The organism is Priestia sp. JSM ZJ58, assembly GCF_044383985.1.
Taxonomy (GTDB): domain Bacteria; phylum Bacillota; class Bacilli; order Bacillales; family Bacillaceae_H; genus Priestia; species Priestia zanthoxyli.
Genome location: NZ_JBISEM010000001.1, coordinates 3,015,023 through 3,037,894 on the forward strand (window position 1 = coordinate 3,015,023; position 22,872 = coordinate 3,037,894).

Sequence of the window (22,872 nt, forward strand, 5' to 3'; positions counted from 1 at the left end):
AGTTATTTTATTTTTCTCTAAACAGATACATATCTAACAACATATCAACAAGCAATAAATTAAGCTAGTACGTTTATTTTAATATACAGTTGAGCTAGATAGAATATCTTTATGAAAACGTACTGTTTCAGAACTATAGGCAGTCATATTTAGTACACTTTTTATAGAATATGATATGAGGACTACCCCCTCTTTCAGTGTACTCACCCAACAAGGATGAAAGGGTATTAAAAAATAAAATTGCTTATCAAGTTTTTCTAAAATAAATGGTGCTGGGGGAGCTTTTTATTTTTGCTACAATTCTTAGAAAGAAGTATTTGATATTATTAAACACGCTAGTTACAGCAATTATAGGAGGTATTCATTTTTTAAACTTTTGTAAAATTATCCACTTGAGAGAAAGCAGACAAAGAAAATATAAATCATATTATACATAGCTTTTCCTTTTCTATTATCTTCCTTACCCTACTCCTAGTTACTGACACCTTCCCTTAAAAAACAAAGAACAGCTAATACTTTTAAATAAGGAGTTTTTAAATGAGTAATTATGAAAAAACTAAGAATAACAAAAATATAATTTTAGGTATTATATATGCTCTAATTGTAATATCTGTATATGCATTTAACTTACATCTACAAATAGCTTTGTCTATACTTACTCTTGTCATAATATTTGAACTTGTAACTTCAATAAAAGAAGATGACAAAGCTAAAAATGTTATAAACATTATTACCATATGTTTATTTATACTTGGAATTGTTTTTCTCTAACTAGTACTTACTAATAGCTGACAATATAAAATTGGAGTACTACACATGTACAATCATTTCGTACCCCCTGTTCACTGACTAAAACAACTAAAAACATCCTATAAAATAAAAGGAAGTAACTAGTCATCAAACTGTATTTATTTCTTCTATAGTATCTTATTGTTAGTTTAACTGTACCCCGGGTTCCATAGATTCTATCTTGGATGGCTATTGTACTTTCTTAGCTATGCTTTCAACAGACTAGAGCTAGATATCCGCGATTTGACTTCTTTGTTGATATATTTTCACCACTTCCAGTTTAAATCAGTTGAAGCTCGTCCTTAGTGAACCATAAAAAATCCCCACTAAATATAGTGTAACCCTCACTCTCAAAGAGTAATTTCTTTACACTATACTTAGAGGAGATAATACCAAATTTTACTGTTTTTCTTGCATTACTTGAGCTACTTCAGTAAAAATTACACCTAATCCATGTGCACCTGCGTCCGGATAACCAAGGCTTCTTTCTCCAACCGTACCAGCACGCCCCATACGTGCAACAATCTGTTCAGTTGATTTTGCTCCTTCAACAGCAGCTTCTGCTGCTTTGACAAGCGCATGTTTCAAGCTTTCACCTTCAGCAGCACTTGACGTTAACGTATCTGCATAAGGTACTAAGGCATCAATTAAAGTTTTATCTCCCACAACAGCTCCACGTCCAAAAGAACGTTCTCCTGTTGCTTGAATTCCTTTTACAGACGCTTGGATCATTTCAGCAAATTCTGTTAAAGTCAGTTCGGTTTTAGATTCAGTGTTCTTTCCAGCCGCACGAAATGCTGATCCCCAAATAGGCCCTGATGCCCCGCCACAATGCTCCATGATAACGATGGAACAAGCCTCTAAGAAGTTGCCAATATCATTTGATTTATTTTCTAGAATTTCGTGCCATTCAGCTTTCAACTGTTTGAACCCTTTAGCAACACTCATACCAAAGTCTCCGTCACCAGCATGGGAATCTAATTCACAAAACGGTATTTCATTTCTAATAATACATTCACTCATTTGGTCCACCATAAAAATAATATTATTCAACGTTAGTCGATTTTCCGTTACTACGGAATATTCTTTGTTGGTTTGCACCTCATAAGACACTTTCGGGGCCTCCGCGGTACCGATGATTTCATCATAAGTGACAGCTGGTACTTCACCTTTAAGTTTTAGCGCAGGAGTATCGCACTCTTCAGATAGAAGACTCTTTAAGTTTTCATCTAATTTCATAATTGAAATAGAAGCACCGGACATATCAATGGCTGTCATATAGTTTCCGACAAACGTTCTTGCAATCGTTACTTTTCTACGTGACAGTTCACGAATGACAGAATGATTTAATAAATACAGTTCTTGAAGAGGTGTGCTTCCAAATCCATTAATTAGGACAGCCACTTCTCCTTTTCCATCTTCTATCCCTATTTCTTTTAATAATGCCGTTACCATGCGCTCTGCAAGTTCGTCTGCTGAAATAATTTTTTCACGACGGATACCAGGTTCTCCATGAATGCCAACGCCAAATTCCATCTCATCTTCTGCAATCTCAAAAGTAGGAGTTCCTTTAGCAGGAACTGTACAAGAAGTTAGTCCAATACCAATGCTTTTAACATTCGCAATAGCATTTTCTGCTGCCTCTTTCACTTTTGGTAGATCATATCCGCGTTCTGCTGCAGCACCTGCTATTTTATGGACAAGAACAGTACCAGCCACTCCACGTCTTCCAACTGTATATAAGCTGTCCTGTACAGCAATATCATCATCTACTTTTACATAATCCACTTGAATTCCATCTTCTTCTGCTAGATAAGCAGCATTCTTGAAATTCATCATGTCACCACTGTAGTTCTTAATCACGAGTAGAGTTCCCTTATCGCTAGCTGTTTCTTTAATGGCTTGATAAATCTGTATTTGAGAAGGTGAGGCAAATACATCTCCACAAACTGCTGCATCTAACATGCCCTTCCCGACATATCCAGCGTGAGCAGGTTCATGTCCACTGCCGCCCCCGCTAATTATGCTTACTTTATTTTTATTAATTTGCTCTTTTTTAATGACTTTATATTTTTCAATTAAATTCAGTTCCGGATGTGCTAGAACCATTCCTTTACACATCTCAAGTACGACATTTTCTGGTTTATTAATAATTTTTTTCATCTTATATTAACCTCTTCTTATAATCATTTCCAATTTGATCTGCTGCAAGGATAGCTGCAGCTACTGACTCTGGAGTAACAGGGAATGGCATAGAATAAATAGATTCCTCTGGAATACAAGCTTTGTTAGCTACTTCCATTAACTCTTCTTGTGTAATTTGTTCTACTCCAATATCAGCAAGACAAACTGGGAGTCCTACTGCTACACAGAAATCTAACACTTCTTCTATTTCCTCAGTTGGCGCATTTTCCAATACCAATTGTGCTAATGTACCAAAAGCTACTTTTTCACCGTGGAAGTAGTGATGCGCACTTTCTAAAAGAGTAAGCCCATCATGAATGGCATGTGCTCCAGCTAATCCACCACTTTCGAATCCTAACCCTGATAATAAAATATTAGCTTCAATAATGTTTTCTAAGGCCGGAGTAACAACATTATGATCGCTTGCTGCTTTTGCTTTAACCCCGTCCTCTAATAGAGTGTTGTAGCAATGTTCTGCTAAAACTAACGCTGCATTTGTACCTTTTGCTGGTGCACATACGTCCTCACGCACTCCACAAGGTAATCCAGCATTTACATTAGAGAAAGAACGTGCTGTTGCTCTTGCTTCGAAATAAGTGGATAACGCATCCCCCATACCAGATACTAAGAATCTAGTAGGTGCATTAGCAATGACTGTTGTATCAATTAATACAACACTTGGGCTTTGCTTAAAGTATGCGTAATCATCAAAAGCACCCTCTGGTGTGTAGATAACTGCGGAATGACTTGTAGGTGCATCCGTAGCAGCAATTGTTGGGACGATAATTAACCCTTCTCCCTCTGCTACACATTTTGCCGTATCAATTGCCTTACCACCACCTAAACCAATTGTACAATCACAGTTGTTTTCTTTTGCTATTTCCTGCAATCTAGAAATTTCTGGTCTTGAGCACTCGCCATTGAATCCGCCTTCAAAAAATGTAATACCATATTTTTCTGCTGTTGCATCTAATTTGCCTTGTACACGTTTAATATCTTCAGGATGTGCTATTAAAAGTGCAGAGGTACCAAATGTTTTCACAAAATAACCTAAATTTAAAATTTCATCTTCACCTTGAATGTATTTTGAAGGACTAATAAATGCTTTTCTCATAAATAAAACCTCCTAATTAACTTTGTAATCCCTTACAATCGGAATTTTACTATCTTTTGTGTAAGATTACATTAGTCTTAAATGACGAGTTTTTACAACTTTTTATCGTATTTTTTTGCTCTCTTCATTTAATATGGTATTATTATGACATTATTTCAGGTAAAAATACTACTAAGTTCACGTTGAAAAGAGGTTAACTTTATCGCTGAACACTCTTTTATTTTACGAACTCAGGAATAAAATAAAGATATTCTCAAATAGGTAATCCAAACTACCATATGGGAAGTAGAAGCAAGGGAGATAAAACATCATTGAAAACTACTTACATGAATTTAGATAAAATACTAGATTTAAAGAAATGGCGAAATCTTCAAGATTCACTTGCGCTTGTTACAAAATTAGCGATTGTTACGGTTAACTATAAAGGAGTGCCCATTTCTCAACACAGTGGTGTACGTCCATTTTGTGAGACTATGCGTAAAAATCCTGATACGGCAAAACTTTGTGAAAAGTGCGATGCGCGGGGAGGATTAGAGGCAGTTAGAACCAATGCTCCTTATATCTATTTATGCCACTGGAATATTGTCGATATTGCCATTCCCATTATAATTGATGATAAATATGTAGGCGCTATCATGGCGGGAGAAGTAAAAATTGAGGATGGTGACAAACATCCTCAATTGGAACAAATGCTTACTGTTCCATCAAAGGGATTTGAACAGAAGTTAAATAATAATGAGGAAATACAGCGTCTATATGATTCTATTCCTACTCTATCCTATACAGAAATTAACGAAGCTGCTCAAATGTTATATAGGCTTTGTAACTACATTGTAGAGGAAGCTATGAATAAAAATTTGATTTTAGAAGTATATGAAAAGATGGCTCCAGTAAAAGAAGACGTTTCTACTGAAGATATTTCTTACGGTTATTCTCTAGATAATATTCAAAATATAAAAAAGGAATTAGCCAACACAGTTACTAATGCTTATGTAAAAACGTCTATTAACGATCACTTAGTTTGTAAAAACAAAGTATTACAGCCAGCCTTTGACTACATTTATAAACATAAAAGAGAAAAAATATCTCAGCAAAAGATGGCTGATTTATGTCACATTAGCACAGGTTATTTCAGCCGTATATTTACCAAAGAAACGGGTATGAATTTTTCTGTTTTTATTTCGCTCAAAAAAATAGAGTGGTCCAAGCAATTATTAGAAGAAACGGATTTGTCTATTGCACAGATTAGCGATGAATTAGGTTTTAATGATCCTGGATATTACATCAAGACATTTAAAAAATATGAAAATATAACTCCTAACGTCTATCGGAAATATTATCAAGAAAAGATGTAGAGTTTTCAGTCCTGACGTAAGAAACATATAACTTTTCCATACTGATACTAGTATTCTGAAAAAGGGTGCTTTTCAGTATGGAAAAGCAATGAGACACAGTCATGTGCTGGCCTTTACGCTATAAATAATATATAAATCTCTACTCCGCATGCTTATAAACATTGGGTCTCAGGCCTTCAAATATTGGGATGTTTTTTTGTTGTTCTGTAACTTTCTGTATATGAATTTCTGCTGTTATGATTTCTTCTTTGTCTCTCCCCTCTTTTATAATGTTTCCATTTGGATCGATGACCATTGAATGTCCAGCGTATGTGTTGCCGGCATGATTTTTATGATTCACATTCCCCACGCTGTTACATGCAATGACGTATACACCATTTTCTATAGCTCTTGCTCTCAATAGTGTTCTCCAATGATTTATATTTTTGGTAGTCCATTGTGCAACGTAGAATATGATTTTTGCACCTTGAGAAGCCGGAAAACGTGTGATTTCTGGAAAACGTAAATCGTAACATATAATTTGACTAGTTTTGATACCGTTAATTTTGAATATTTCCGGTACTTCATCTCCACCTGTTAAATAATGATGTTCATCTAACATCGGCACAAGATGTATCTTATCTTTTTGATAGAGCAGTTCGCCCGTTTTTGATACTGCAAAGGCTGTATTATAAATATTTCCATTCCTTTTATTCGAAACTGAACCTGCAATGATATTCACTCGATGTTTAGTTGCTAAACTTTGGATAAAAGGAAAAGCTCTCTGTAAGTCAATATCAGCTTTTTCTGCTACATTTTTTAAATCATAACCCGTATTCCACATTTCAGGTATTACAACAATTTCCGTATCTATATCCAGCTTTTCTGCAAATAAGGATACAATACGGTTTTCGTTTTGCTTAACTTCTCCTTCAATAATCTCCATTTGAAATAATTGTATTTTCATGTTTTTCCCTCTTATTCATAGATAAATTTATAAATAGAATATAAATCATTACTGTATTTGACATCTTCGCCATGTGAAGAAGAAATAATAGAGGGTTTAATTTTATCTATAATTCGCCCGCTATTAATATTTTCATCCATATCAACTGTGAACTTTCGAATCGGTGGATGTAAGGATTCGGTATTAGAAAAGAATAAGTCTCCAATTAGCAGCACATTGTCATCTTTATGATGGTATATGACATGTCCCGGGGTATGACCGGGTGTTAGATATACGTCTACGGGTAACGCTTTAATGATATTGTCACTTAAACCTTCAACTTGATGTTCTACGCCTGTTGTTTCTTTTTCTGCCTTGTTTGGATACGGTTTTTCGCCATTGATAAAAGGCGTTTCAATTTCGTGTGCGTAAATAGGAATATTTAAATGATCTTTTAAATACTTGGCACCATTAATGTGATCCAAATGGCCATGTGTCAGCAAGATACTCTTGGGAATACCTAAAGATTTTGCTGCATTCAACTGCGCATATGCATAGTCTTCCATTCCGGTATCGATGAGATAAACATCCTCACCATCCACTATGTACCATGTATTGATCTTAACTCGGATACCAACGACGGTTTCATAAGTGAGTCTATAAACATGTTCAGAGATTTGAACAAATTCCAATTCATACACCTTCTTCTGATTTATTTGATATCATAAGTGTAATCAGAAAAAATAGGAGTAACAAGAAGGCACAAATTTGTTACTCCCCATTGAGGTGAGGAAATGTCAGAGTTTAAAAGTGATCAATACGGCCCTTGTACGTTAACTGTAAAGCAAGCCTGTCCAATTGAATTAGCGATGCATATTATGGGCGGTAAATGGAAAGGCATTATTTTGTCTTTGTTATCAAAGTCACCTATGTATTATAATGCAATGCGCCGTGAAATACCGGGTATTACTCAGCGCATCCTTACACTCCAGCTTCGCGATATGGAAAAAGACGGATTAATAGAAAGAGAAGAAACAAACGATAACCCTAAAAGAGTTTTATATTATTTAACAGAGCTTGGAGAAAGTTTTCTTCCAATACTTAAATCTTTAGAAAAATGGGGCAATGCTTATATAAGCAAGCAGGAAGAAGGAATAAAAGAGTCTCAATAATTAAGGAGAGTTGGCATTTTTATTTTTGGTAACAGACTCTTTAGAATTTAGCCTATACATGGCTATAAACTCCCAAATTTAGTTTTCTATACATAACATCTATAGCTGTTTTAATGAAGATTAAGAGATAGTGATAACGATACAAATACTAAAGTTTCTACTATTTTTTTTAGAATGGCATGATTTTTTTCATTTTCCTTTCGAAAAGGCATATGTTAGTTAATAAAAGATACCTTTATTGTTGAAAGGAAAATTGATCCTATGATTGCGTCAAAGGTTAAATTTGCTGCCTCGTTCTATGCAATAATGTCTATTAGTTTTTGGGGAATTTCCTTTGTCTCTACCAAAGCTGTTTTAGATAAACTAGATCCATACACACTCCTTGTTCTTCGTTTTGGAATTGGGGCACTTTTTTTATTGGTATTATTAGTGCTAAAGAGATATCCATTAAACATTCCGCTCAAGTATATTCCTCATTTGATTGTGTTAGGTATCCTTGGAGTATTCATTCATCAAGTTATTCAGGCAACAGCACTTCTCACAATAAATGCTTCTGCAGCAGGGTGGATTATTTCGTTTTCTCCTGTATTTACGGTCATTCTCTCCGTATTTTTTTTGCATGAAAAGATGACGTTATTAAAAGCATCAGGGATTATTGTAGCTATTATTGGCGTTCTACTGGTGACCACTTCTAGCAATCAGCATTCACTTCAGCTTCCGGTTAATATCGGTTACCTGTTAATGATTTTAAGTACGTTAAACTGGGCAATCTATTCTGTCCTATTAAAAAAGCTGGATATCCAACTTCCCTCTCTTGTTGTTACGTTTTATATGTGTTTAATAGGGTTTACTCTAACAACTCCTTTTCTCGTAAGAAATAAAGGATGGGAGATCATGCCTTTTTTAACGAGCGTGGAGTGGGCTCATTTATTATTTCTCGGTGTATTCGTTTCAGGTGTTGCCTATTGGTACTGGGCAAAGGCATTAGAGGTTTTAGAGGCGTCCCAGGTATCTGTGTTCCTTTATTTAGAACCAGTAGCGACATTGATAACAGCTGTTTTACTGTTACGGGAAAAGATTATTCCCGTCAGTATATTAGGAGGAGTCATAATTATAGTGGGAGTAATTGTAGCTAATGGAAGACTACTAACTTTTTTAAGGTATTTGCCATGGAGAAACAAAAAATTGTAGCTATGCAGAAAACCCAAAAATTTGTGCTGCTCATAAGGAGGTAATGCGTGTATGAGCTTAATTGAACAGGTAAAGCATATTTTAGATAACTTGGACTCCCCTACCAAATTGGAACTGAGAGAAGCACTTTTGGCTTTAGATATAAACTTTAATGATTTAAAACCACTATTGCAGTCAGCAAAAGACAAGCCATACTATAGAAAGCTTCTCTATCAAAATGACGAAGTGGAATTACTTGTTATGAATTGGTCAGCAATAGAGTGTGCTCCTCACGATCACGGTCATTCGCATGGATGGATTCAAGTAGTAAATGGTACAACTATAAATACGGTTTACGAAGTTAAAGAAAACCAAATGCCAGAAGAGCTGTTTTCTCAGCATCAGGGAAAAGGTAAGCTTTTTTTTGCTCCCAAGAAAGGTGTGCACAAGATGAAGAGTGCTGAAGGCGCGGGTCTAGTTACTCTTCATCTCTACTCTCCCCCAATCAAGGAGATGATGGTTTATGATTTCAAAACATGCGCTGCTTGCATTGTATCTGATGATTGTGGAGCGTGGTGGCCAGATCATCTTCGTCAAAAGGTAAGAGAGATTCAATTAAAGAAGCAAGAATGATGTTTGTTGACCCTTGGAATGTTTCTCATACAGAAACAAAATAACTGCTTAGTCGAGTTAAAGGACGTGCATCACGAAATTTTCTTGTTTACAGTTAGCTGTCTTAGCAAGAAAACTCCGCTAAACATAATCGATTTTATGCTAAATAAAAAAGACAGAAAGAGTCTACTTCTTCCTGTCTTTTTTGTCATTTAAGCATCAGCAACATGAGTTGCTTGCAGGTGACTTTTCATTCACTCCAACGCTATCCTCAGTCTTATGAACCTCACTATCAGATTTCGTATAAAAAAACTCCCACTCGTTCCCGTCAGGATCTGTTACCCAAAACTTATCTTGCACAGCATAGCAGCAGGTCGTATCTATTTCTTCACGAGCAAAGAACCCCTCTTTTTCTAGTCGTGATTTATGAGAATGAATCTCCTCAGGAGTTTCTACTTGGAAGCCGAAATGATTCACTTGATTACCTTTTACATCGTCACGTACGTTCAAGGTGAAATTTAATCCGGGTTCATCTAACAAGAATTTAGCATAATCTATTTTCGTTTTCACAGGTTGAACGCCAAATACCTTTTGATAAAACTTAATGGACGCCTCTAGATTCGTTACATTAATTCCTACATGAACATATTTCATTTACACTTCCTCCTTCGCATGCTAAATAATATTATTTGGAATGTAGTAAATTAAGAGCATGGGCCGCTTTTACTTGTATCTTTTCTAAACAAGCAGCATAGTTCTTCTGATAAGAGGTGGTTCACCTCTTTATCATTTAAATCATAATAACTCCATGTCCCTTTTGTTTCTTTTGTGATGAGGTTTGCTTCTAATAAAATCTTTAAGTGGTAGGAAAGTTTAGATTGAGACATCCCAAAGAATTCAGTTAGATCACATACGCATGTCTGTCCTCGCTGGCAGAGCTCATACATAATTTCTAATCTCTTTTGATCAGCAAGAGCTTTAAATTTTTGTTCGTACTGTTTAAATGGGTGCTTTCCTTCCTTGACTGTTTCCATTGTCATTCTCCTTCATCAATTTTTTTTGATTTAAAGTTCGAAGCTCTCGGCAGCTTTTTTAAAGTTACTGTATGTAGTTTCCCCTCTTAACGTAGGATCTTGATGAAAAAAACGCTGAAAGATTAGACTTTGTGCTTCCTTATAGTTCATCCCTTGAGTGTTCATAACTAAATGAAAATAGGCTCGAAAGTACGTAACCGATAAGTTTCCAGAGTTGTTGACTCTCACTGCTTTTTCCCTCACTTTTATAAATCAAATTTTTTTGTTTAATAGTAGTGTATATTTTTGTTGAATGTATAATCAAATACTTATATAATTATATTTGGAAATAAGGAGGTGAGTTGGATTGGATGTAAAAGTACAAATAGAAATGGAGAAAGCAGCACAGATACTGAAGCTGCTTGGCGATAAGACAAGATTATCTATGATGAAACTGCTCCAAAATAACGAGTGCTGTGTTTGTGAGCTAGTTGAAATTTATAAAGCAAGTCAACCGGCTATTAGCCAACACTTGCGTAAATTAAGAGATATCGAACTTGTAAAGGAAAGACGACAAGGACATTGGATTTTCTATTCATTAAATAAAGAAAACGGCTATTATCAGTTTGTCCTTAATATACTTGAATCTTTACCAAGCGAAGATGGACGATTAAAAGAACTAGAAAAGCAAGGATTACGCATTAGTTGTTGCTAATAGTAGGAGGTTTGTAAAGTGGTATCAGTTATAGTAGCCTCCCTCACCTTCTTAGTGACATTGATTTTTGTCATTTGGCAGCCAAAGAACTTGTCTATTGGTTGGTCAGCGTGTGGAGGCGCAGTAATAGCTCTTTTAGCAGGTGTGGTTGATTTCCATGACGTGCTGGATGTAACTCAAATTGTATGGAACGCAACGTTAACGTTTATTGCAGTTATTATTATTTCTTTAATTTTAGATGAAATTGGATTTTTTGAGTGGGCAGCGTTACATATGGCACGAGCTGCAGGAGGTAATGGCGTTCGCATGTTTGTATATGTATCCCTCCTAGGAGCTGTAGTAGCCGCATTATTCGCTAATGATGGGGCAGCCTTAATTCTAACACCTATCGTACTTGCTATGGTGCGAGCACTTAAATTTGAAGATAAAATGGTCTTTCCTTTTATTATCGCCAGTGGATTCATTGCGGATACAACATCGTTATCTCTTGTAGTAAGTAACTTGGTCAACATTGTATCAGCTGATTTCTTTGGTATTCGTTTTTCTGAATTTGCCTCACGCATGATTGTGCCAGATTTATTTTCACTTTTGGCAAGTATTACTGTCTTGTATTTGTATTTTCGTAAAAGCATCCCTAAGAAATACAATCTAGATGATTTACAGAAACCTGTTGAGGCCATTAAAGACATGAAAATGTTCCGTTTATCAGGAATCGTTTTATTTATTTTAGTTCTTGGTTACTTTATTGGTGAGTTCTTCAATGTTCCAGTTTCTATTATCGCAGGTATTATTGCCATTTTATTCTTAGGAATAGCAAGAAAAAGCCCGGCTGTTCACACGAGAAAAGTGTTAGCAGGAGCTCCGTGGGCGATTGTTTTCTTTTCGATTGGTATGTATGTTGTTGTGTATGGATTACGCAATGTGGGGCTAACTGAAGTACTAGCAAGCCTTATTCAAACAACCGCTGATCAAGGATTATTTGCAGCAACCATTGGTATGGGATTTATTGCAGCCATTCTCTCATCGATTATGAACAACATGCCAACCGTGATGATTGATGCTTTGGCCATTGATGCAACTTCTGCAACAGGTACGATTAAAGAAGCTCTGATTTATGCAAATGTCATTGGTTCGGATCTAGGACCAAAGATTACACCTATTGGCTCTCTAGCGACGCTCTTATGGCTTCATGTTCTCTCGACAAAAGGAGTTAAGATTTCTTGGGGAACTTATTTTAAAACAGGTATTATCTTAACCATCCCAACATTGTTTATTACACTTGTTGGTTTATATATTTGGTTATCAATTATTTCTTAACACATCATAAAGGAGATTTTACACATGTCTAAAAAAACACTTTATTTCTTATGTACAGGTAACTCTTGCCGTAGCCAAATGGCTGAAGGATGGGCAAAAAAATATCTAAATAACAATGAATGGGATGTACGCAGTGCAGGATTAGAAGCTCATGGATTAAATCCTAACGCTGTAAAAGCAATGAAAGAAGCTGGTGTTGATATTTCAAACCAAACATCTGATATTATTGATCCTGAAATTTTAAATAATGCAGATTTAGTGGTTACATTATGTGGCCATGCAGCTGATCATTGCCCCGTAACACCTCCTCATGTGAAGCGTGAACACTGGGGATTTGATGATCCTGCAAAAGCAGAAGGAACAGATGAAGAGAAATGGGCATTCTTTCAACGTGTCCGTGATGAAATTGGTGAGCGTATTCAGCGTTTTGCCGAAACAGGTAAATAATTAATTAAGAAGCAGTCTATTTGTGTAGACTGCTTTATTTTTTCTCCACTAATAAGGGGCTTTTCACTTTTATAGTTCCTGAAAATAATAGGCTCTTGTTTAGTACCTGAACGGCTAATAATTAATTGTTCGTAATAAATGCCACCTCTGATGTAAACCGTAGTTCCGGGTTGAGCTGCTTCACTTGCCTTTCTTAATGTTCTAAAAGGTTTGCTTTTAGTACCTAAGTTTTTGTCGTCCCCTGTAGGAGAAACGTAGATCTCATGATGTATAGGTTCTACTGAAGGCTGATTAGCTGCCTCAACCCTTTGGTTTATACAACACAGTAAAATAAGAAAAATACCAACTGCTTTTTTCATAAGATACTCCTTAAAGTTAATGAGTTTCACTTACAAGATGTTTAAATTATACTATTGCTCTTTTAATAAATATGTAAAACATCGCACTATGTCTTGTTATTTTTTAAAACTACAGCAACTTTTACATTTAAAACGGAAAGTGCTAAAGTAATGCTAGAATATGGAGGTTTGAGAAATGAATAAGGAACTTAAGTTACGTCCTTTGGAAAGAGAAGATTTAAAATTTGTCCATGAACTCAATAATGATGCAAATATTATGTCTTATTGGTTTGAAGAGCCTTATGAAGCTTTTGTAGAGCTACAGGACTTATATGATAAACATATTCACGATCAAGGTGAGCGTCGGTTCATACTAGAAAAGGACGGGGATATGCTTGGATTAGTGGAATTGGTCGAAATTGATTATATTCATCGTAGAGCAGAGTTTCAAATTATTATTGACCCTACATATCAAGGTCATGGTTACGCCATGGTTGCCACAAATCTAGCAATGAATTATGCCTTTTCGGTATTGAATATGCATAAACTTTACTTAATTGTAGACAAGGAAAACGAAAAAGCAATTCATATCTATAAGAAGGTCGGTTTTTCTATCGAAGGTGAGTTAAAAGATGAATTTTTTGTCGATGGAAGCTATCATAACGCTATAAGAATGTGTATGTTTCAAAAAGAATATTTACAAACCAAAAGTAAAAACTAAGGTTGAATTAGTATAAGTTTCCTGCTCACTAAAAGAGAAAAAAGAATGAGATCGGGCTTCTGTTAATGCAAAGAGAAAAACTCCTGTTCAGACGCAACAGGAGTTTTTCTCTTTTTAAGCTGTAGATGATATACAAATTTCTATTCTGCATGCTTATAAACATCCGGTCTCAGGCTTTCAAATATTGAGAAGAGCCTTTACCATGGCGGTAAAGGCTCTTCATATGCTCTTCCCTGATGGGAGTCTTATGTTATCTTTAGTTAAGGTCTATGAAAATTGACTGTTTTCTCGTCATCTCCTGTGCGTTCAAACCAGCCTCTGAAGGCCCAGTTATCATAACCTCCATCACCTTCATTAATAAATGTTCCTTCTTCAAATATCCAGACTCCATACGTAATACCATCATAATCCACGGTATCAAAATACTGAACACCTTGTAATTGATCTGAATTATAACTTTGACTCAAATTCATAACCATTACATTATATTGTTGACCTGATTCAAAAAACGCTTTTTCCATTGCTCCCTTGACGAACCCACTTCGATTGTCGGCCGTTTTAGCCGCATCTGCAATCGCTTGTCCTATGGCTACGGGATCAACTGTTACGTCTCCTCCAACTTCTGCAGCTTCTGCGGAGCCTGCAGAACCTCCTAAATTCGGTAGAGCTAATGGCGTCGCTAACACAGCTAAACCTACGGCAGAAGCTACAACAGCTTGTTTCGCTCTTCTCATTTGATCTCCTCCTATTTTTAGGTGATTCTTAGAATATTTACCCTTTTTTTCCACGTTAAAACAAAAAATACTGTAATTAAAAATAAAAGGTAGACCATTTCATTTTTTTGAAGCATCTGTTAACCAAACATAGGCTTATAAGTTTTTTTCTAAAAGCTCGCCCACTTTTTCTGCCATTTCTCTCGGTGAACATGGCATCTCATTTTTGAGCTATTATTCTACTATGACTCCGTATTAGAAAAAGTTGAGGTAGCTCATTCAATATGATAACTAACTATTATTTAATAGATTTAGTTGCAATATAACAAGGCATATATTTGGTGATTTCCCCCTTATGGTGATGATCTTCATAAAGATCTTGTAAGGTGAATCCAGCTTTTAGCTGTCCGCCAATTTGAGTTTCTAATGAATGGCTAAACTGTACACCGCCATTTTTTATAAGTTCTTCATCATTTTCTACGGTGTTTTTCGTTCCATCATAAGGTAATTTATTAACCACTTGTAACGCTTCCTCATCTTCTCCAAATAAATAAAGAGCAGGATTTGCAAAGCCAGATAGCAGAACGCCACCTTTTTTTAGAACTCTAAAACATTCTTGCCAAACGTGTTCAACATCTTGAACATAGCAGTTTGATACAGGGTTAAAAATCATATCGAACGTCTCATCTTCAAATGGAAATGTCTTACTCATATCCCCTTTAACTAAGTCAATAGAATAGCCTTCTCTAGTGGACACCATTTTTTCTAATTCTAATTGCTTATCAGAGTAGTCAAAAACCGTAACTTCCGCATGTTGGGCTGCAAAGACTGGGCACTGCTGTCCTCCTCCGCTAGCAAGTCCCAATATTTTTGCTTTTTTAAATGGAATAAACCAGTTATGCGGAACAGGCTTACAAGGTGTTAAGTAGATATCAAAATTACCTTGAGTTGCATCTACAAAATCTTGATGATTAATAGCTAATGACCATTCTCCTCCAGCTGAAGCCCATTCATCCCACATTTCGGAGTTGATTTTTGTATAATTAGATTTTTGCGTCATAGTTAATCCCCCTTTACCTTTTTACGTACTTTGTTTAATTTTACCATGTCATTAGAAGAATAATTTAGATGTACTAATTAATTTGTTCTGTTTCAGATAATTAATCTGTACTAGAGAAGTACTTAATAGATATTTTTAAAAATAAAAAACACCCTTTTGAAAACTCAAAAGGGTGTTTTTATCTTAAATATAAAAGCTTGTATATAAACAAGGTACGAGTTTTATTTTTAATGGCTTGTCTCGAAGCTTTCAGCCATCATAAGGTCATTTTTGTAGGCGGCCATTGCGAGTTCATATCGTACCTTTTGGCTCGCTTCTACAAAATCAGCTTCCTTCACAAGTCCTGATAATGAATATTGGTGACCTTTAAAACCTACGTTCAGTTCAGTAATTTGATTGAATTGAAAGCTCTCTATAGGAACTCCATTCACATCTTTTAACAAATATTGACCATATTTCTCGTTACATGTTTGTGCTACCTGCTCCATTACTTTGAAGGCATCGTCCGGGTTTTGCCTATAGTTGAGAATAAGACTTTCATTTACCCGGCGTCTTCCTCGGGTTCCGTTCTGAAGTTCCGTAATGTTGCTATATGAGACGGTATAGAGGTAGCCGTCATATTGACGAATCTTTAAGTAGCGCATCGTAATTTCTTCTATTTTCCCTTGACGGTTTCCGTTGAGAATAACATAATCTCCGTGGTGGATCTGGCGTTCAAACAAGTAAGTCAGTCCCATTATATAATCACGGATGATATGCTGGAGGATTATTGCCAGGGCACTGGCCAACACTACCGAACTAGTGAGAATCTTTCCGAAGTCAAAGAAATGGCTAAGCACATAAATAAAGAAAAAAGCCAGCCCCAATACTCTTGTGACCTGATTAGAAAAGTGCATGAGCGTCTCTTCTCGTTTTTCATCTAAAAAGCTCGTTTTATCAAAGAAAAGCTTAATGAATTTGCGAATAAAATAAACGATAAGTACAATCAGCAGCCCTACCGTTAAAACCTTTACGGGAAACTGCTGGAAAAATTCAGTGAAAACCAACTTACCCACTCCTTATTTCTAACACTATACCAAAAAAATGTACGGAAAGACAAAAATCTTCTGTTCCTTACAAACCTTAATGATAATAGCACGGTTTCCTCAAAAAAAGAAGCATATTCTATGCTTCTTGAAGGTCGGTCATATTCGGCGACAGTCTTTCAAATTGTCTTCCATCTTTATATATCTTTTGAATGTTGGAGGCTTTCTAATAAAGACATTCCTATATGTTCATCCTTATTTCTACTTAGTCTATAATTAGCTAAAACGACGGAAGCAACTTTCTTTTCTTTATCAATCCCTAAAAATGAGCTGAAGCATCCTGTTCCACCGCCGTGCAATATCACATTATTGTTTTTCTTTAAAAGCAACCATCCAAGACCCATATCAAACTTCTTTGTTCCATTGGCGTATTTTTTATGACAAAAAGACAGATATGGTTTATCTTCATCCATATTTATTTTTGCGTATTTAAGTAAATCATCAGCGGTTGAGGATACTGCGCCCGCAGGTGATATAAAATTCCCCTTGTCCCACTGCCAGTTGCCACAATCATTATTTTTGCGGTCATAGCCATGTAGATTATTGTTTGAAGCGCCTAAACAAGTATCCTTTAGTCCAAGCTCATTAAGAAGAAAGTCATTCATAGTATCCCAATAACCCTTCCCCGATATCATTCCCAACACGTATCCAATAAGGGATATACCGAAATTGGAATACTTCCATGAATAATCTACTTCTTTTAATTTACTTTTTTCGATCAACATCTTCATTTTGTTAAAATCCATATGTAACGGATTATTTTTATTCAAATCACTTCCGCCAAAAATCAAATTAAAAATTATTTTAAAATATTCCCGTTTATTTAAAGGTAAGCTTCCTGAATATCCAGAAGAGTGAGTAGCGAGGCGGAGCAATGTAGGATAATACGTGTCTTCCTTAAGTTCTTTTATGTACTTTCGTATAGAATCGTTTAGTGTCAACTTGTTTTCAGATATGTATTTTGATAGCAGCGATATAGTAAAAGTCTTAGTAATAGAACCAATTTCATAATGATATTTTTTGGATGAGTCAATTTCACCGCTTTCATTATAAATTTTGATAACATATTGGTTGTCCGTTAAATAGCCAACGGTTAATTTCAAATTCTTTTTTCCTCTACAGGTCTTGTTAATTAATCGTACTGTTTCATCACTGATTTCAAACATAATGAGTGCTCTCCCTTATCCTTTATTTCGAAAATCATTAAAAGGATCGATATGCTTCAAAGTAAAGTAGCCTATCAAATTTATTTTTATAAGTTCTTTTTTATATTATCAATTGCTTGAACTCTTCGACTTTCAAGCTCCCTTATCACTCTCAACTGTAATTCATTGTGATCTTCATCCATTTTGATGTTGCCTTCTTCTTCAAATCCATCATGTTCTTCCCCGTCAAAGCTATAAAGTTTCTTTAAAAGCTTCCACATTATTTCCAACTCTTCGGTTGAAAACTTTTTAAAAAGGCCTTCCAAAAAGAAAATTCCTTTTTCTGAAACAACAAGCAGCGCTTCTTTTCCCTCTTTGGTGATTTTTACGTTAACTGCACGTTTATCTTTACTGCTAGGAACCACGTCAACATACCCCTTTTTTTCCATAATGGTAATTAACTGCTTGACGCTTTGCTTTGTGGTTCCTAATTTTCTAGCAATATTATTTAACGTTGTTTCATCTTCAGGTAAATGAGCAATTGCCACCATCGCCATATGCTGTCTTGATGTTAAGAGCTCAAGAGACTGATCTCCTTTCACCTGGACTTTATTTGCCAGAGAAAATAAGGTAGCGTAAGTTTGCTGCATTAAAAAAAGATCTTTATAAATATCCATATTAACCCTCCATTTTAGACAATATATTGTCTAAAATAATAGTATATTTTGTTAATTAAGTCAATGTACTGTTTATTTTAATTTTGACTATTCTGTTACACTAAAGCAGGCAAAGAAATAGTGGCCTTTCGTAAGCAAAAGTTGTCCTTTCTATATCTAATTAGATATACTAAAAAGGCACTCTAATTTAATATCACTCTAAAAAAATGTAAGAAAACCGATATGAAGTAAAGGAGAAAAAACATGAACCAACACACACAACCTTTAAACCCTATCGCCTTCCACCTTGGTCCACTTGAGGTCCATTGGTATGGAATTATTATAGGGATAGGAGCTTTTTTAGGCTTTTTGTTAGCCTCGAAAGAAGGAAAGAAACGAGGTATCTCTTCAGAAACCATCTCTGATTTACTTCTGCTAGCACTACCCATTGCTATCGTTACTGCTCGAATTTACTACGTACTTTTTGAATGGAGTTACTATAAAGACCACCCAGGCGAAATTATAGCAATTTGGCATGGAGGCATAGCTATTCACGGTGGAATTATTGGATCTGTATTAACAGCTATATGGTTTTGCAGAAAAAAGAATCTTTCTTTTTGGAAAATGGCTGATGTTTTAGCTCCTAGCTTATTATTAGGCCAAGCTATTGGCCGGTGGGGAAACTTTATGAATCAAGAAGCACATGGCGGACCTGTTACACGTCAGTTTTTAGAAACTTTACATTTACCTGATTTTATTGTTAATCAAATGTATATCAATGGAACTTATTATCATCCTACATTCCTTTATGAATCCCTTTGGAACATAATAGGTGTTCTTGTCTTGATCGTACTAAGAAAATCTTTGTTAAAAAGAGGCGAAGTCTTTCTTACTTACCTACTATGGTATTCGATAGGACGATTTTTTATAGAGGGATTGCGTACAGATAGCTTAATGCTAACTTCTCATATCAGAATAGCTCAGCTCGTTTCTTTCCTTTGCGTGCTAGGCAGTTTGATCCTGCTATGGTATAGACGTAAAAAAGGCTTAGCAACTAGTAAGACTGTATCTCTCTCATAAGCACATATGTTTTTGTATGAATGATTTTTTAAAGAATTAAACGATAAAAACATACAAAAGGAGAAAATTGATTTTCAGTAACTCTGAAGATCAACTTGCTCTTTTTTTGTTTCACTTATTAATATTTTTAATCTTAATCATGATTTATATGTATTTTACTAATAATAAAGTGTCTTTTATAGTTAAATCATACACTTCTTGTGTGAAGCCGCGCTTGATAAGAATTCATATTGGAGATGAAATGTATGATAAATATAAATAAAGCCCAAAAGCGGACTGTATTCTTACGAACAAATACCCGGACGTCATTTAATATTTCTTTATGGGCTGGAGGAATTGCTTTTACTTTTCTTTTTGCTTTACTTGCTTATGGATTAGCAAAAGTCCCGGGGTTTAATCATATCGGTCCACTAGCCTGTTCAATTATAATGGCAGTCATTTATCGTCAAATTTGGGGATACCCTGAAAAAATAAGATCTGGAATTGAATTTTCTTCTAAAAAGCTGTTACGTTATGCGATTGTTTTATATGGACTAAAGCTTAATATTGATGTTGTTATTCATCAAGGGCTAGGACTGCTACTTCGCGATGTGGGAACGGCTGTATTTGCGATTGTTTTAACAATTCTTCTAGGCAAATGGATGAAGGCTGATCGTGGTTTATCTCTTCTTTTAGGAATAGGAACAGGAATATGCGGTGCGGCAGCTATTGCAGCTGTTTCTCCGATTGTAAAAGCAAAAGAAGAAGATACAGCTATCGGAGCTGGTGTTATCGCTTTAGTGGGAACTCTATTTGCCATTGGATATACCATTTTAAGACCCTATATACATTTAACGAATATCCAATATGGAATTTGGTCAGGCGTTGCCCTCCATGAAATTGCCCATGTAGCTCTAGCTGCAGCACCAGCTGGACGCGACGCCCTAGCTATTGGCCTGTTGGCTAAGTTAGGCAGAGTGCTTTTACTTGTGCCATTAAGCTTTATCTTAATGTACTGGATGAAGCGAACAGGAAAAATGGAAAAGGATACGAAGATTGAATTTCCTTGGTTTTTAATAGGTTTTATCATCATGAGTATTTTTGGAAGTTATGTCGTAGGCAAGCACCTTATCATACCTAAAACGATCATGAATGATATTTCAACTCTAACCACGTTTCTTTTAACAATGGCTATGGTCAGCTTAGGGTTAAATGTAAGTATGAAGGCTCTTCGAACAAAAGCATTAAAGCCATTGATTGCGATGTTTATTACTTCTATACTCTTATCATTTCTTACATTTTGGACAATGTAAAGACCAGTAAATTAAAATGATTAAGTAACAGCTAATACTTCGTATACAACTGTTAATGTGAAAAAATCTTTTATTTCTCAGGTTTTAAATATCTTTCCAAATTTATGGATTAATTATAGAGAAATCTAAACCTATACTAGATATACTAGATACTAATGGCAGTTCCTCTCCTTAATAAACGGTTTCAATTAAAAAACACCCTTTATTGCAGTAAGTAGTGATGTAATAAAGGGTGTGTTTGTATATACTAGGGGTTGTAGTGCTGAACTTGGTGTTGTTTTAAGAGCATCAAGCGGATGAAAAGACAAAGCATCTTCTACCCATGGAATACAGTAAAGCATAGACACATTTAGAAAATACATTGACGCCTTTGAATCAGTCATGGTATAAACACAATAGGAGAGTTTAGTGCTTAAAAGCATAAAAGCGATAAAGTTTAAAAAAATACATAAATAGACGACATAGGAGGAAATAAATATCATGGGACATAATAGCAAAATTATAGACTGTACCATTCGTGACGGAGGTTTAATTAATAATTGGGATTTTAGCGTTGAATTTGTGCAAGACTTATATAACGGCCTAAGCGCAGCCGGCGTTGAATATATGGAGATCGGTTATAAAAATTCACCTAAGCTTCTTCAAGCAACTGAGCCCAACCCATGGAGATTTCTTGACGATAACTTTCTCAAAGAAATTATCCCTGAGAAAAAGTTCACGAAGCTATCTGCTTTAGTAGATATCGGGCGTGTAGATCCGAATGACATCCTGCCGCGTGAGCAAAGTATGTTAGATATGATTCGAGTGGCATGCTATATTCGCGAAGTAGATAAAGGCTTAGAGCTTATAAAAATGTTCCACGATTTAGGCTATGAAACTTCACTTAACATTATGGCACTATCTAGCGTACCGGAAAATCAGCTTATTGAAGCATTTGAAATGGTAAAGAAAAGCCCCGTAGATGTTGTATATATTGTTGACTCCTTTGGAAGCCTAGACCCTGCGGATATTGAGCATCAAGTGAAAAAGTTCCAAGCCATGATTCCTAGCAAGCAGCTTGGGATCCATACGCATAACAACATGCAACTAGCTTTTGCTAATACATTAACTGCGATGCGTAATGGCGTTACATTCCTTGATTCATCTGTTTATGGTATGGGCCGTGCAGCTGGTAACTGTAACACAGAGCTGCTTGTTAGCTACATACCAAAACCAAGCTATGAGATGAAGCCGATTCTTGGCGTAATTGAAAAGCATATGCTTGAAATGCGTCAAAAGTGGGAATGGGGCTATATCATTCCTTACATGATTTCTGGTGTGCTGAATGAACATCCACGTGTTGCTATGGCTTACCGTGATAGCGAGGATCGTGACAAATTCGTAGATTTTTATGACAAAGTAACGTCTCCAGAAGTTACTACGTCTCCAGCATCAAAATAAGTTAAAATGCTAAAAGTACCTCTGTTAACCGGGGTGCTTTTTTGTATTACATAAAAAACCATGATTGTATAGCATATCCTTAAACTTTGATACCCTCGATCTCGACAATTAGCTAAATGTAAACAGTCGTGCTCTTCTTAAACTATTATTTATGTATATAAACCGGCGTTCCAATGGGAACTGCAGAGGAAAGTTCTAGAATATCTTCATTATCCATTCGGACACATCCATGTGACATATCTCTGCCAATAGAAGCTGGATCATTAGTCCCGTGTATTCCATATGTAGGCTTTGACAGTCCCATCCATAAGGGGCCAAATACAGCTGGAGGGGTCGTATCTTTATTAATGATTTTAAATTTCCCAATTGGAGTTGGAGTGATCATTTTCCCTACAGCAATAGGATATGTCTTTACTAATTTAGCTCCATCATATAGTTTTAATTGATGCTGCTTTATTGAGACATCTATCCTTTTTGCCATAGAAGAACCCCCCACCCTCTTATAATTTACTATACATAAAATTTTCTA

The 22,872-nt window shown here is 35.7% G+C and carries 25 protein-coding genes; 12 read left to right on the forward strand and 13 right to left on the reverse strand.

The features are described from left to right. Positions 1-537: 537 nt before the first annotated feature. Positions 538-771, forward strand: coding sequence for a hypothetical protein (locus tag ACH6EI_RS15820; protein ID WP_028413804.1), 234 nt, complete (start codon positions 538-540; stop codon positions 769-771). Positions 772-1,188: 417 nt separating this feature from the next. Here ACH6EI_RS15820 and dhaK read toward each other — a convergent pair whose 3' ends face one another. Next, a complete protein-coding gene (gene dhaK / locus ACH6EI_RS15825; RefSeq protein WP_108674588.1) occupies positions 1,189-2,952 on the reverse strand; it encodes a dihydroxyacetone kinase subunit DhaK in 1,764 nt (587 codons plus the stop codon). Position 2,953: 1 nt separating this feature from the next. Next, positions 2,954-4,087: a glycerol dehydrogenase gene (locus tag ACH6EI_RS15830; RefSeq protein ID WP_049163982.1), complete on the reverse strand. Its 1,134-nt coding sequence runs from the start codon at positions 4,085-4,087 to the stop codon at positions 2,954-2,956. Between the two features lie 311 nt (positions 4,088-4,398). On the opposite strand from ACH6EI_RS15830, the gene ACH6EI_RS15835 reads away from it, so the two are divergent. Further along, positions 4,399-5,442 (forward strand): PocR ligand-binding domain-containing protein, encoded by a 1,044-nt coding sequence (locus tag ACH6EI_RS15835; RefSeq protein ID WP_098999930.1) that lies wholly within the window; start codon positions 4,399-4,401, stop codon positions 5,440-5,442. A gap of 139 nt (positions 5,443-5,581) precedes the next feature. On the opposite strand, the gene ACH6EI_RS15840 is transcribed toward ACH6EI_RS15835, so the two are convergent. Continuing rightward, positions 5,582-6,388 carry a carbon-nitrogen family hydrolase gene (locus ACH6EI_RS15840; protein WP_033578636.1) on the reverse strand — a complete coding sequence of 269 codons (807 nt, stop codon included), beginning with the start codon at positions 6,386-6,388 and terminating at the stop codon, positions 5,582-5,584. Between the two features lie 11 nt (positions 6,389-6,399). After that, the gene (locus tag ACH6EI_RS15845) at positions 6,400-7,059 is read right to left on the reverse strand and encodes an MBL fold metallo-hydrolase (RefSeq protein ID WP_033578635.1); all 660 of its coding nucleotides are present in this window, start codon (positions 7,057-7,059) and stop codon (positions 6,400-6,402) included. A gap of 102 nt (positions 7,060-7,161) precedes the next feature. Between ACH6EI_RS15845 and ACH6EI_RS15850 the strand changes: the two genes are divergently transcribed. The 3 genes from ACH6EI_RS15850 to ACH6EI_RS15860 all read left to right on the forward strand — a co-directional run bounded on the left by ACH6EI_RS15850 (position 7,162) and on the right by ACH6EI_RS15860 (position 9,342). After that, positions 7,162-7,539, forward strand: a complete 378-nt coding sequence (locus ACH6EI_RS15850; RefSeq protein ID WP_033578634.1) for a winged helix-turn-helix transcriptional regulator — start codon at positions 7,162-7,164, stop codon at positions 7,537-7,539. Positions 7,540-7,800: 261 nt separating this feature from the next. Then, complete coding sequence (locus ACH6EI_RS15855) at positions 7,801-8,730, forward strand: DMT family transporter (protein ID WP_033578633.1); 930 nt, start codon at positions 7,801-7,803, stop codon at positions 8,728-8,730. A gap of 51 nt (positions 8,731-8,781) precedes the next feature. Further along, positions 8,782-9,342 carry a cysteine dioxygenase gene (locus ACH6EI_RS15860; protein WP_014460635.1) on the forward strand — a complete coding sequence of 187 codons (561 nt, stop codon included), beginning with the start codon at positions 8,782-8,784 and terminating at the stop codon, positions 9,340-9,342. 198 nt (positions 9,343-9,540) lie between these two features. Here the strand turns inward: ACH6EI_RS15860 and ACH6EI_RS15865 are convergent, their stop codons facing one another. Together ACH6EI_RS15865 and ACH6EI_RS15870 are read right to left on the reverse strand one after the other, a co-directional pair. Then, entirely contained in the window at positions 9,541-9,975 is a 435-nt protein-coding gene (locus tag ACH6EI_RS15865; RefSeq protein WP_033578632.1) for an ArsI/CadI family heavy metal resistance metalloenzyme, read from the reverse strand. Between the two features lie 50 nt (positions 9,976-10,025). Next, positions 10,026-10,355 (reverse strand): ArsR/SmtB family transcription factor, encoded by a 330-nt coding sequence (locus tag ACH6EI_RS15870; protein ID WP_033578631.1) that lies wholly within the window; start codon positions 10,353-10,355, stop codon positions 10,026-10,028. Positions 10,356-10,701: 346 nt separating this feature from the next. Between ACH6EI_RS15870 and ACH6EI_RS15875 the strand changes: the two genes are divergently transcribed. The 3 genes from ACH6EI_RS15875 to arsC are packed head-to-tail and all read left to right on the forward strand — an operon-like array spanning position 10,702 to position 12,813. Beyond that, positions 10,702-11,049, forward strand: a complete 348-nt coding sequence (locus tag ACH6EI_RS15875) for an ArsR/SmtB family transcription factor (RefSeq protein ID WP_014460639.1) — start codon at positions 10,702-10,704, stop codon at positions 11,047-11,049. 18 nt (positions 11,050-11,067) lie between these two features. Continuing rightward, a complete protein-coding gene (locus ACH6EI_RS15880) occupies positions 11,068-12,366 on the forward strand; it encodes an arsenic transporter (RefSeq protein ID WP_108674587.1) in 1,299 nt (432 codons plus the stop codon). Between the two features lie 24 nt (positions 12,367-12,390). Beyond that, positions 12,391-12,813, forward strand: a complete 423-nt coding sequence (gene arsC, locus ACH6EI_RS15885) for an arsenate reductase (thioredoxin) (RefSeq protein ID WP_049163975.1) — start codon at positions 12,391-12,393, stop codon at positions 12,811-12,813. Here the strand turns inward: arsC and ACH6EI_RS15890 are convergent. Then, positions 12,786-13,172: a DUF1565 domain-containing protein gene (locus tag ACH6EI_RS15890; protein ID WP_049163971.1), complete on the reverse strand. Its 387-nt coding sequence runs from the start codon at positions 13,170-13,172 to the stop codon at positions 12,786-12,788. The two genes, arsC and ACH6EI_RS15890, sit on opposite strands and share 28 nt — an antisense overlap. 175 nt (positions 13,173-13,347) lie before the next feature. Here ACH6EI_RS15890 and speG point away from each other — a divergent pair, with 175 nt between their 5' ends. Beyond that, the gene (speG, locus tag ACH6EI_RS15895) at positions 13,348-13,872 is read left to right on the forward strand and encodes a spermidine N1-acetyltransferase (protein WP_028413819.1); all 525 of its coding nucleotides are present in this window, start codon (positions 13,348-13,350) and stop codon (positions 13,870-13,872) included. Positions 13,873-14,132: 260 nt separating this feature from the next. On the opposite strand, the gene ACH6EI_RS15900 is transcribed toward speG, so the two are convergent. From ACH6EI_RS15900 to ACH6EI_RS15920, 5 genes are all read right to left on the reverse strand, one after another. After that, a complete protein-coding gene (locus ACH6EI_RS15900; RefSeq protein WP_063247007.1) occupies positions 14,133-14,606 on the reverse strand; it encodes a hypothetical protein in 474 nt (157 codons plus the stop codon). 277 nt (positions 14,607-14,883) lie between these two features. Then, positions 14,884-15,645: a class I SAM-dependent methyltransferase gene (locus ACH6EI_RS15905; RefSeq protein ID WP_098113357.1), complete on the reverse strand. Its 762-nt coding sequence runs from the start codon at positions 15,643-15,645 to the stop codon at positions 14,884-14,886. A 227-nt stretch (positions 15,646-15,872) separates the two neighbouring features. Further along, complete coding sequence (locus tag ACH6EI_RS15910) at positions 15,873-16,691, reverse strand: mechanosensitive ion channel family protein (RefSeq protein WP_028413821.1); 819 nt, start codon at positions 16,689-16,691, stop codon at positions 15,873-15,875. Positions 16,692-16,867: 176 nt separating this feature from the next. Beyond that, a complete protein-coding gene (locus ACH6EI_RS15915; RefSeq protein WP_033578625.1) occupies positions 16,868-17,896 on the reverse strand; it encodes a serine hydrolase domain-containing protein in 1,029 nt (342 codons plus the stop codon). Between the two features lie 86 nt (positions 17,897-17,982). After that, positions 17,983-18,552 (reverse strand): MarR family winged helix-turn-helix transcriptional regulator, encoded by a 570-nt coding sequence (locus ACH6EI_RS15920; protein ID WP_033578624.1) that lies wholly within the window; start codon positions 18,550-18,552, stop codon positions 17,983-17,985. 243 nt (positions 18,553-18,795) lie between these two features. Here ACH6EI_RS15920 and lgt point away from each other — a divergent pair, with 243 nt between their 5' ends. From lgt to ACH6EI_RS15935, 3 genes are all read left to right on the forward strand, one after another. Then, the gene (gene lgt, locus ACH6EI_RS15925; RefSeq protein WP_034264911.1) at positions 18,796-19,611 is read left to right on the forward strand and encodes a prolipoprotein diacylglyceryl transferase; all 816 of its coding nucleotides are present in this window, start codon (positions 18,796-18,798) and stop codon (positions 19,609-19,611) included. 245 nt (positions 19,612-19,856) lie between these two features. Beyond that, positions 19,857-20,903 (forward strand): YeiH family protein, encoded by a 1,047-nt coding sequence (locus ACH6EI_RS15930; RefSeq protein WP_108674586.1) that lies wholly within the window; start codon positions 19,857-19,859, stop codon positions 20,901-20,903. A 480-nt stretch (positions 20,904-21,383) separates the two neighbouring features. Continuing rightward, positions 21,384-22,343, forward strand: coding sequence for an aldolase catalytic domain-containing protein (locus ACH6EI_RS15935; RefSeq protein ID WP_033578621.1), 960 nt, complete (start codon positions 21,384-21,386; stop codon positions 22,341-22,343). 145 nt (positions 22,344-22,488) lie between these two features. Here ACH6EI_RS15935 and ACH6EI_RS15940 read toward each other — a convergent pair whose 3' ends face one another. Continuing rightward, positions 22,489-22,824 (reverse strand): L,D-transpeptidase, encoded by a 336-nt coding sequence (locus ACH6EI_RS15940; RefSeq protein ID WP_033578620.1) that lies wholly within the window; start codon positions 22,822-22,824, stop codon positions 22,489-22,491. Positions 22,825-22,872 lie beyond the last annotated feature (48 nt).

What these genes read in the sequence shown, in the direction of transcription:
- ACH6EI_RS15860 (WP_014460635.1), top strand. Translation starts at nt 8,782, where the DNA reads ATGAGCTTAATTGAACAGGTAAAGCATATTTTAGATAACTTGGACTCC.
- ACH6EI_RS15920 (WP_033578624.1), bottom strand. Translation starts at nt 18,552, where the DNA reads ATGGATATTTATAAAGATCTTTTTTTAATGCAGCAAACTTACGCTACC.
- ACH6EI_RS15865 (WP_033578632.1), bottom strand. Translation starts at nt 9,975, where the DNA reads ATGAAATATGTTCATGTAGGAATTAATGTAACGAATCTAGAGGCGTCC.
- lgt (WP_034264911.1), top strand. Translation starts at nt 18,796, where the DNA reads ATGAACCAACACACACAACCTTTAAACCCTATCGCCTTCCACCTTGGT.
- ACH6EI_RS15930 (WP_108674586.1), top strand. Translation starts at nt 19,857, where the DNA reads ATGATAAATATAAATAAAGCCCAAAAGCGGACTGTATTCTTACGAACA.
- ACH6EI_RS15940 (WP_033578620.1), bottom strand. Translation starts at nt 22,824, where the DNA reads ATGGCAAAAAGGATAGATGTCTCAATAAAGCAGCATCAATTAAAACTA.
- ACH6EI_RS15830 (WP_049163982.1), bottom strand. Translation starts at nt 4,087, where the DNA reads ATGAGAAAAGCATTTATTAGTCCTTCAAAATACATTCAAGGTGAAGAT.
- ACH6EI_RS15890 (WP_049163971.1), bottom strand. Translation starts at nt 13,172, where the DNA reads ATGAAAAAAGCAGTTGGTATTTTTCTTATTTTACTGTGTTGTATAAAC.
- ACH6EI_RS15915 (WP_033578625.1), bottom strand. Translation starts at nt 17,896, where the DNA reads ATGTTTGAAATCAGTGATGAAACAGTACGATTAATTAACAAGACCTGT.
- ACH6EI_RS15870 (WP_033578631.1), bottom strand. Translation starts at nt 10,355, where the DNA reads ATGGAAACAGTCAAGGAAGGAAAGCACCCATTTAAACAGTACGAACAA.
- ACH6EI_RS15900 (WP_063247007.1), bottom strand. Translation starts at nt 14,606, where the DNA reads ATGAGAAGAGCGAAACAAGCTGTTGTAGCTTCTGCCGTAGGTTTAGCT.
- ACH6EI_RS15840 (WP_033578636.1), bottom strand. Translation starts at nt 6,388, where the DNA reads ATGAAAATACAATTATTTCAAATGGAGATTATTGAAGGAGAAGTTAAG.
- speG (WP_028413819.1), top strand. Translation starts at nt 13,348, where the DNA reads ATGAATAAGGAACTTAAGTTACGTCCTTTGGAAAGAGAAGATTTAAAA.
- dhaK (WP_108674588.1), bottom strand. Translation starts at nt 2,952, where the DNA reads ATGAAAAAAATTATTAATAAACCAGAAAATGTCGTACTTGAGATGTGT.
- arsC (WP_049163975.1), top strand. Translation starts at nt 12,391, where the DNA reads ATGTCTAAAAAAACACTTTATTTCTTATGTACAGGTAACTCTTGCCGT.
- ACH6EI_RS15820 (WP_028413804.1), top strand. Translation starts at nt 538, where the DNA reads ATGAGTAATTATGAAAAAACTAAGAATAACAAAAATATAATTTTAGGT.
- ACH6EI_RS15850 (WP_033578634.1), top strand. Translation starts at nt 7,162, where the DNA reads ATGTCAGAGTTTAAAAGTGATCAATACGGCCCTTGTACGTTAACTGTA.
- ACH6EI_RS15935 (WP_033578621.1), top strand. Translation starts at nt 21,384, where the DNA reads ATGGGACATAATAGCAAAATTATAGACTGTACCATTCGTGACGGAGGT.
- ACH6EI_RS15905 (WP_098113357.1), bottom strand. Translation starts at nt 15,645, where the DNA reads ATGACGCAAAAATCTAATTATACAAAAATCAACTCCGAAATGTGGGAT.
- ACH6EI_RS15855 (WP_033578633.1), top strand. Translation starts at nt 7,801, where the DNA reads ATGATTGCGTCAAAGGTTAAATTTGCTGCCTCGTTCTATGCAATAATG.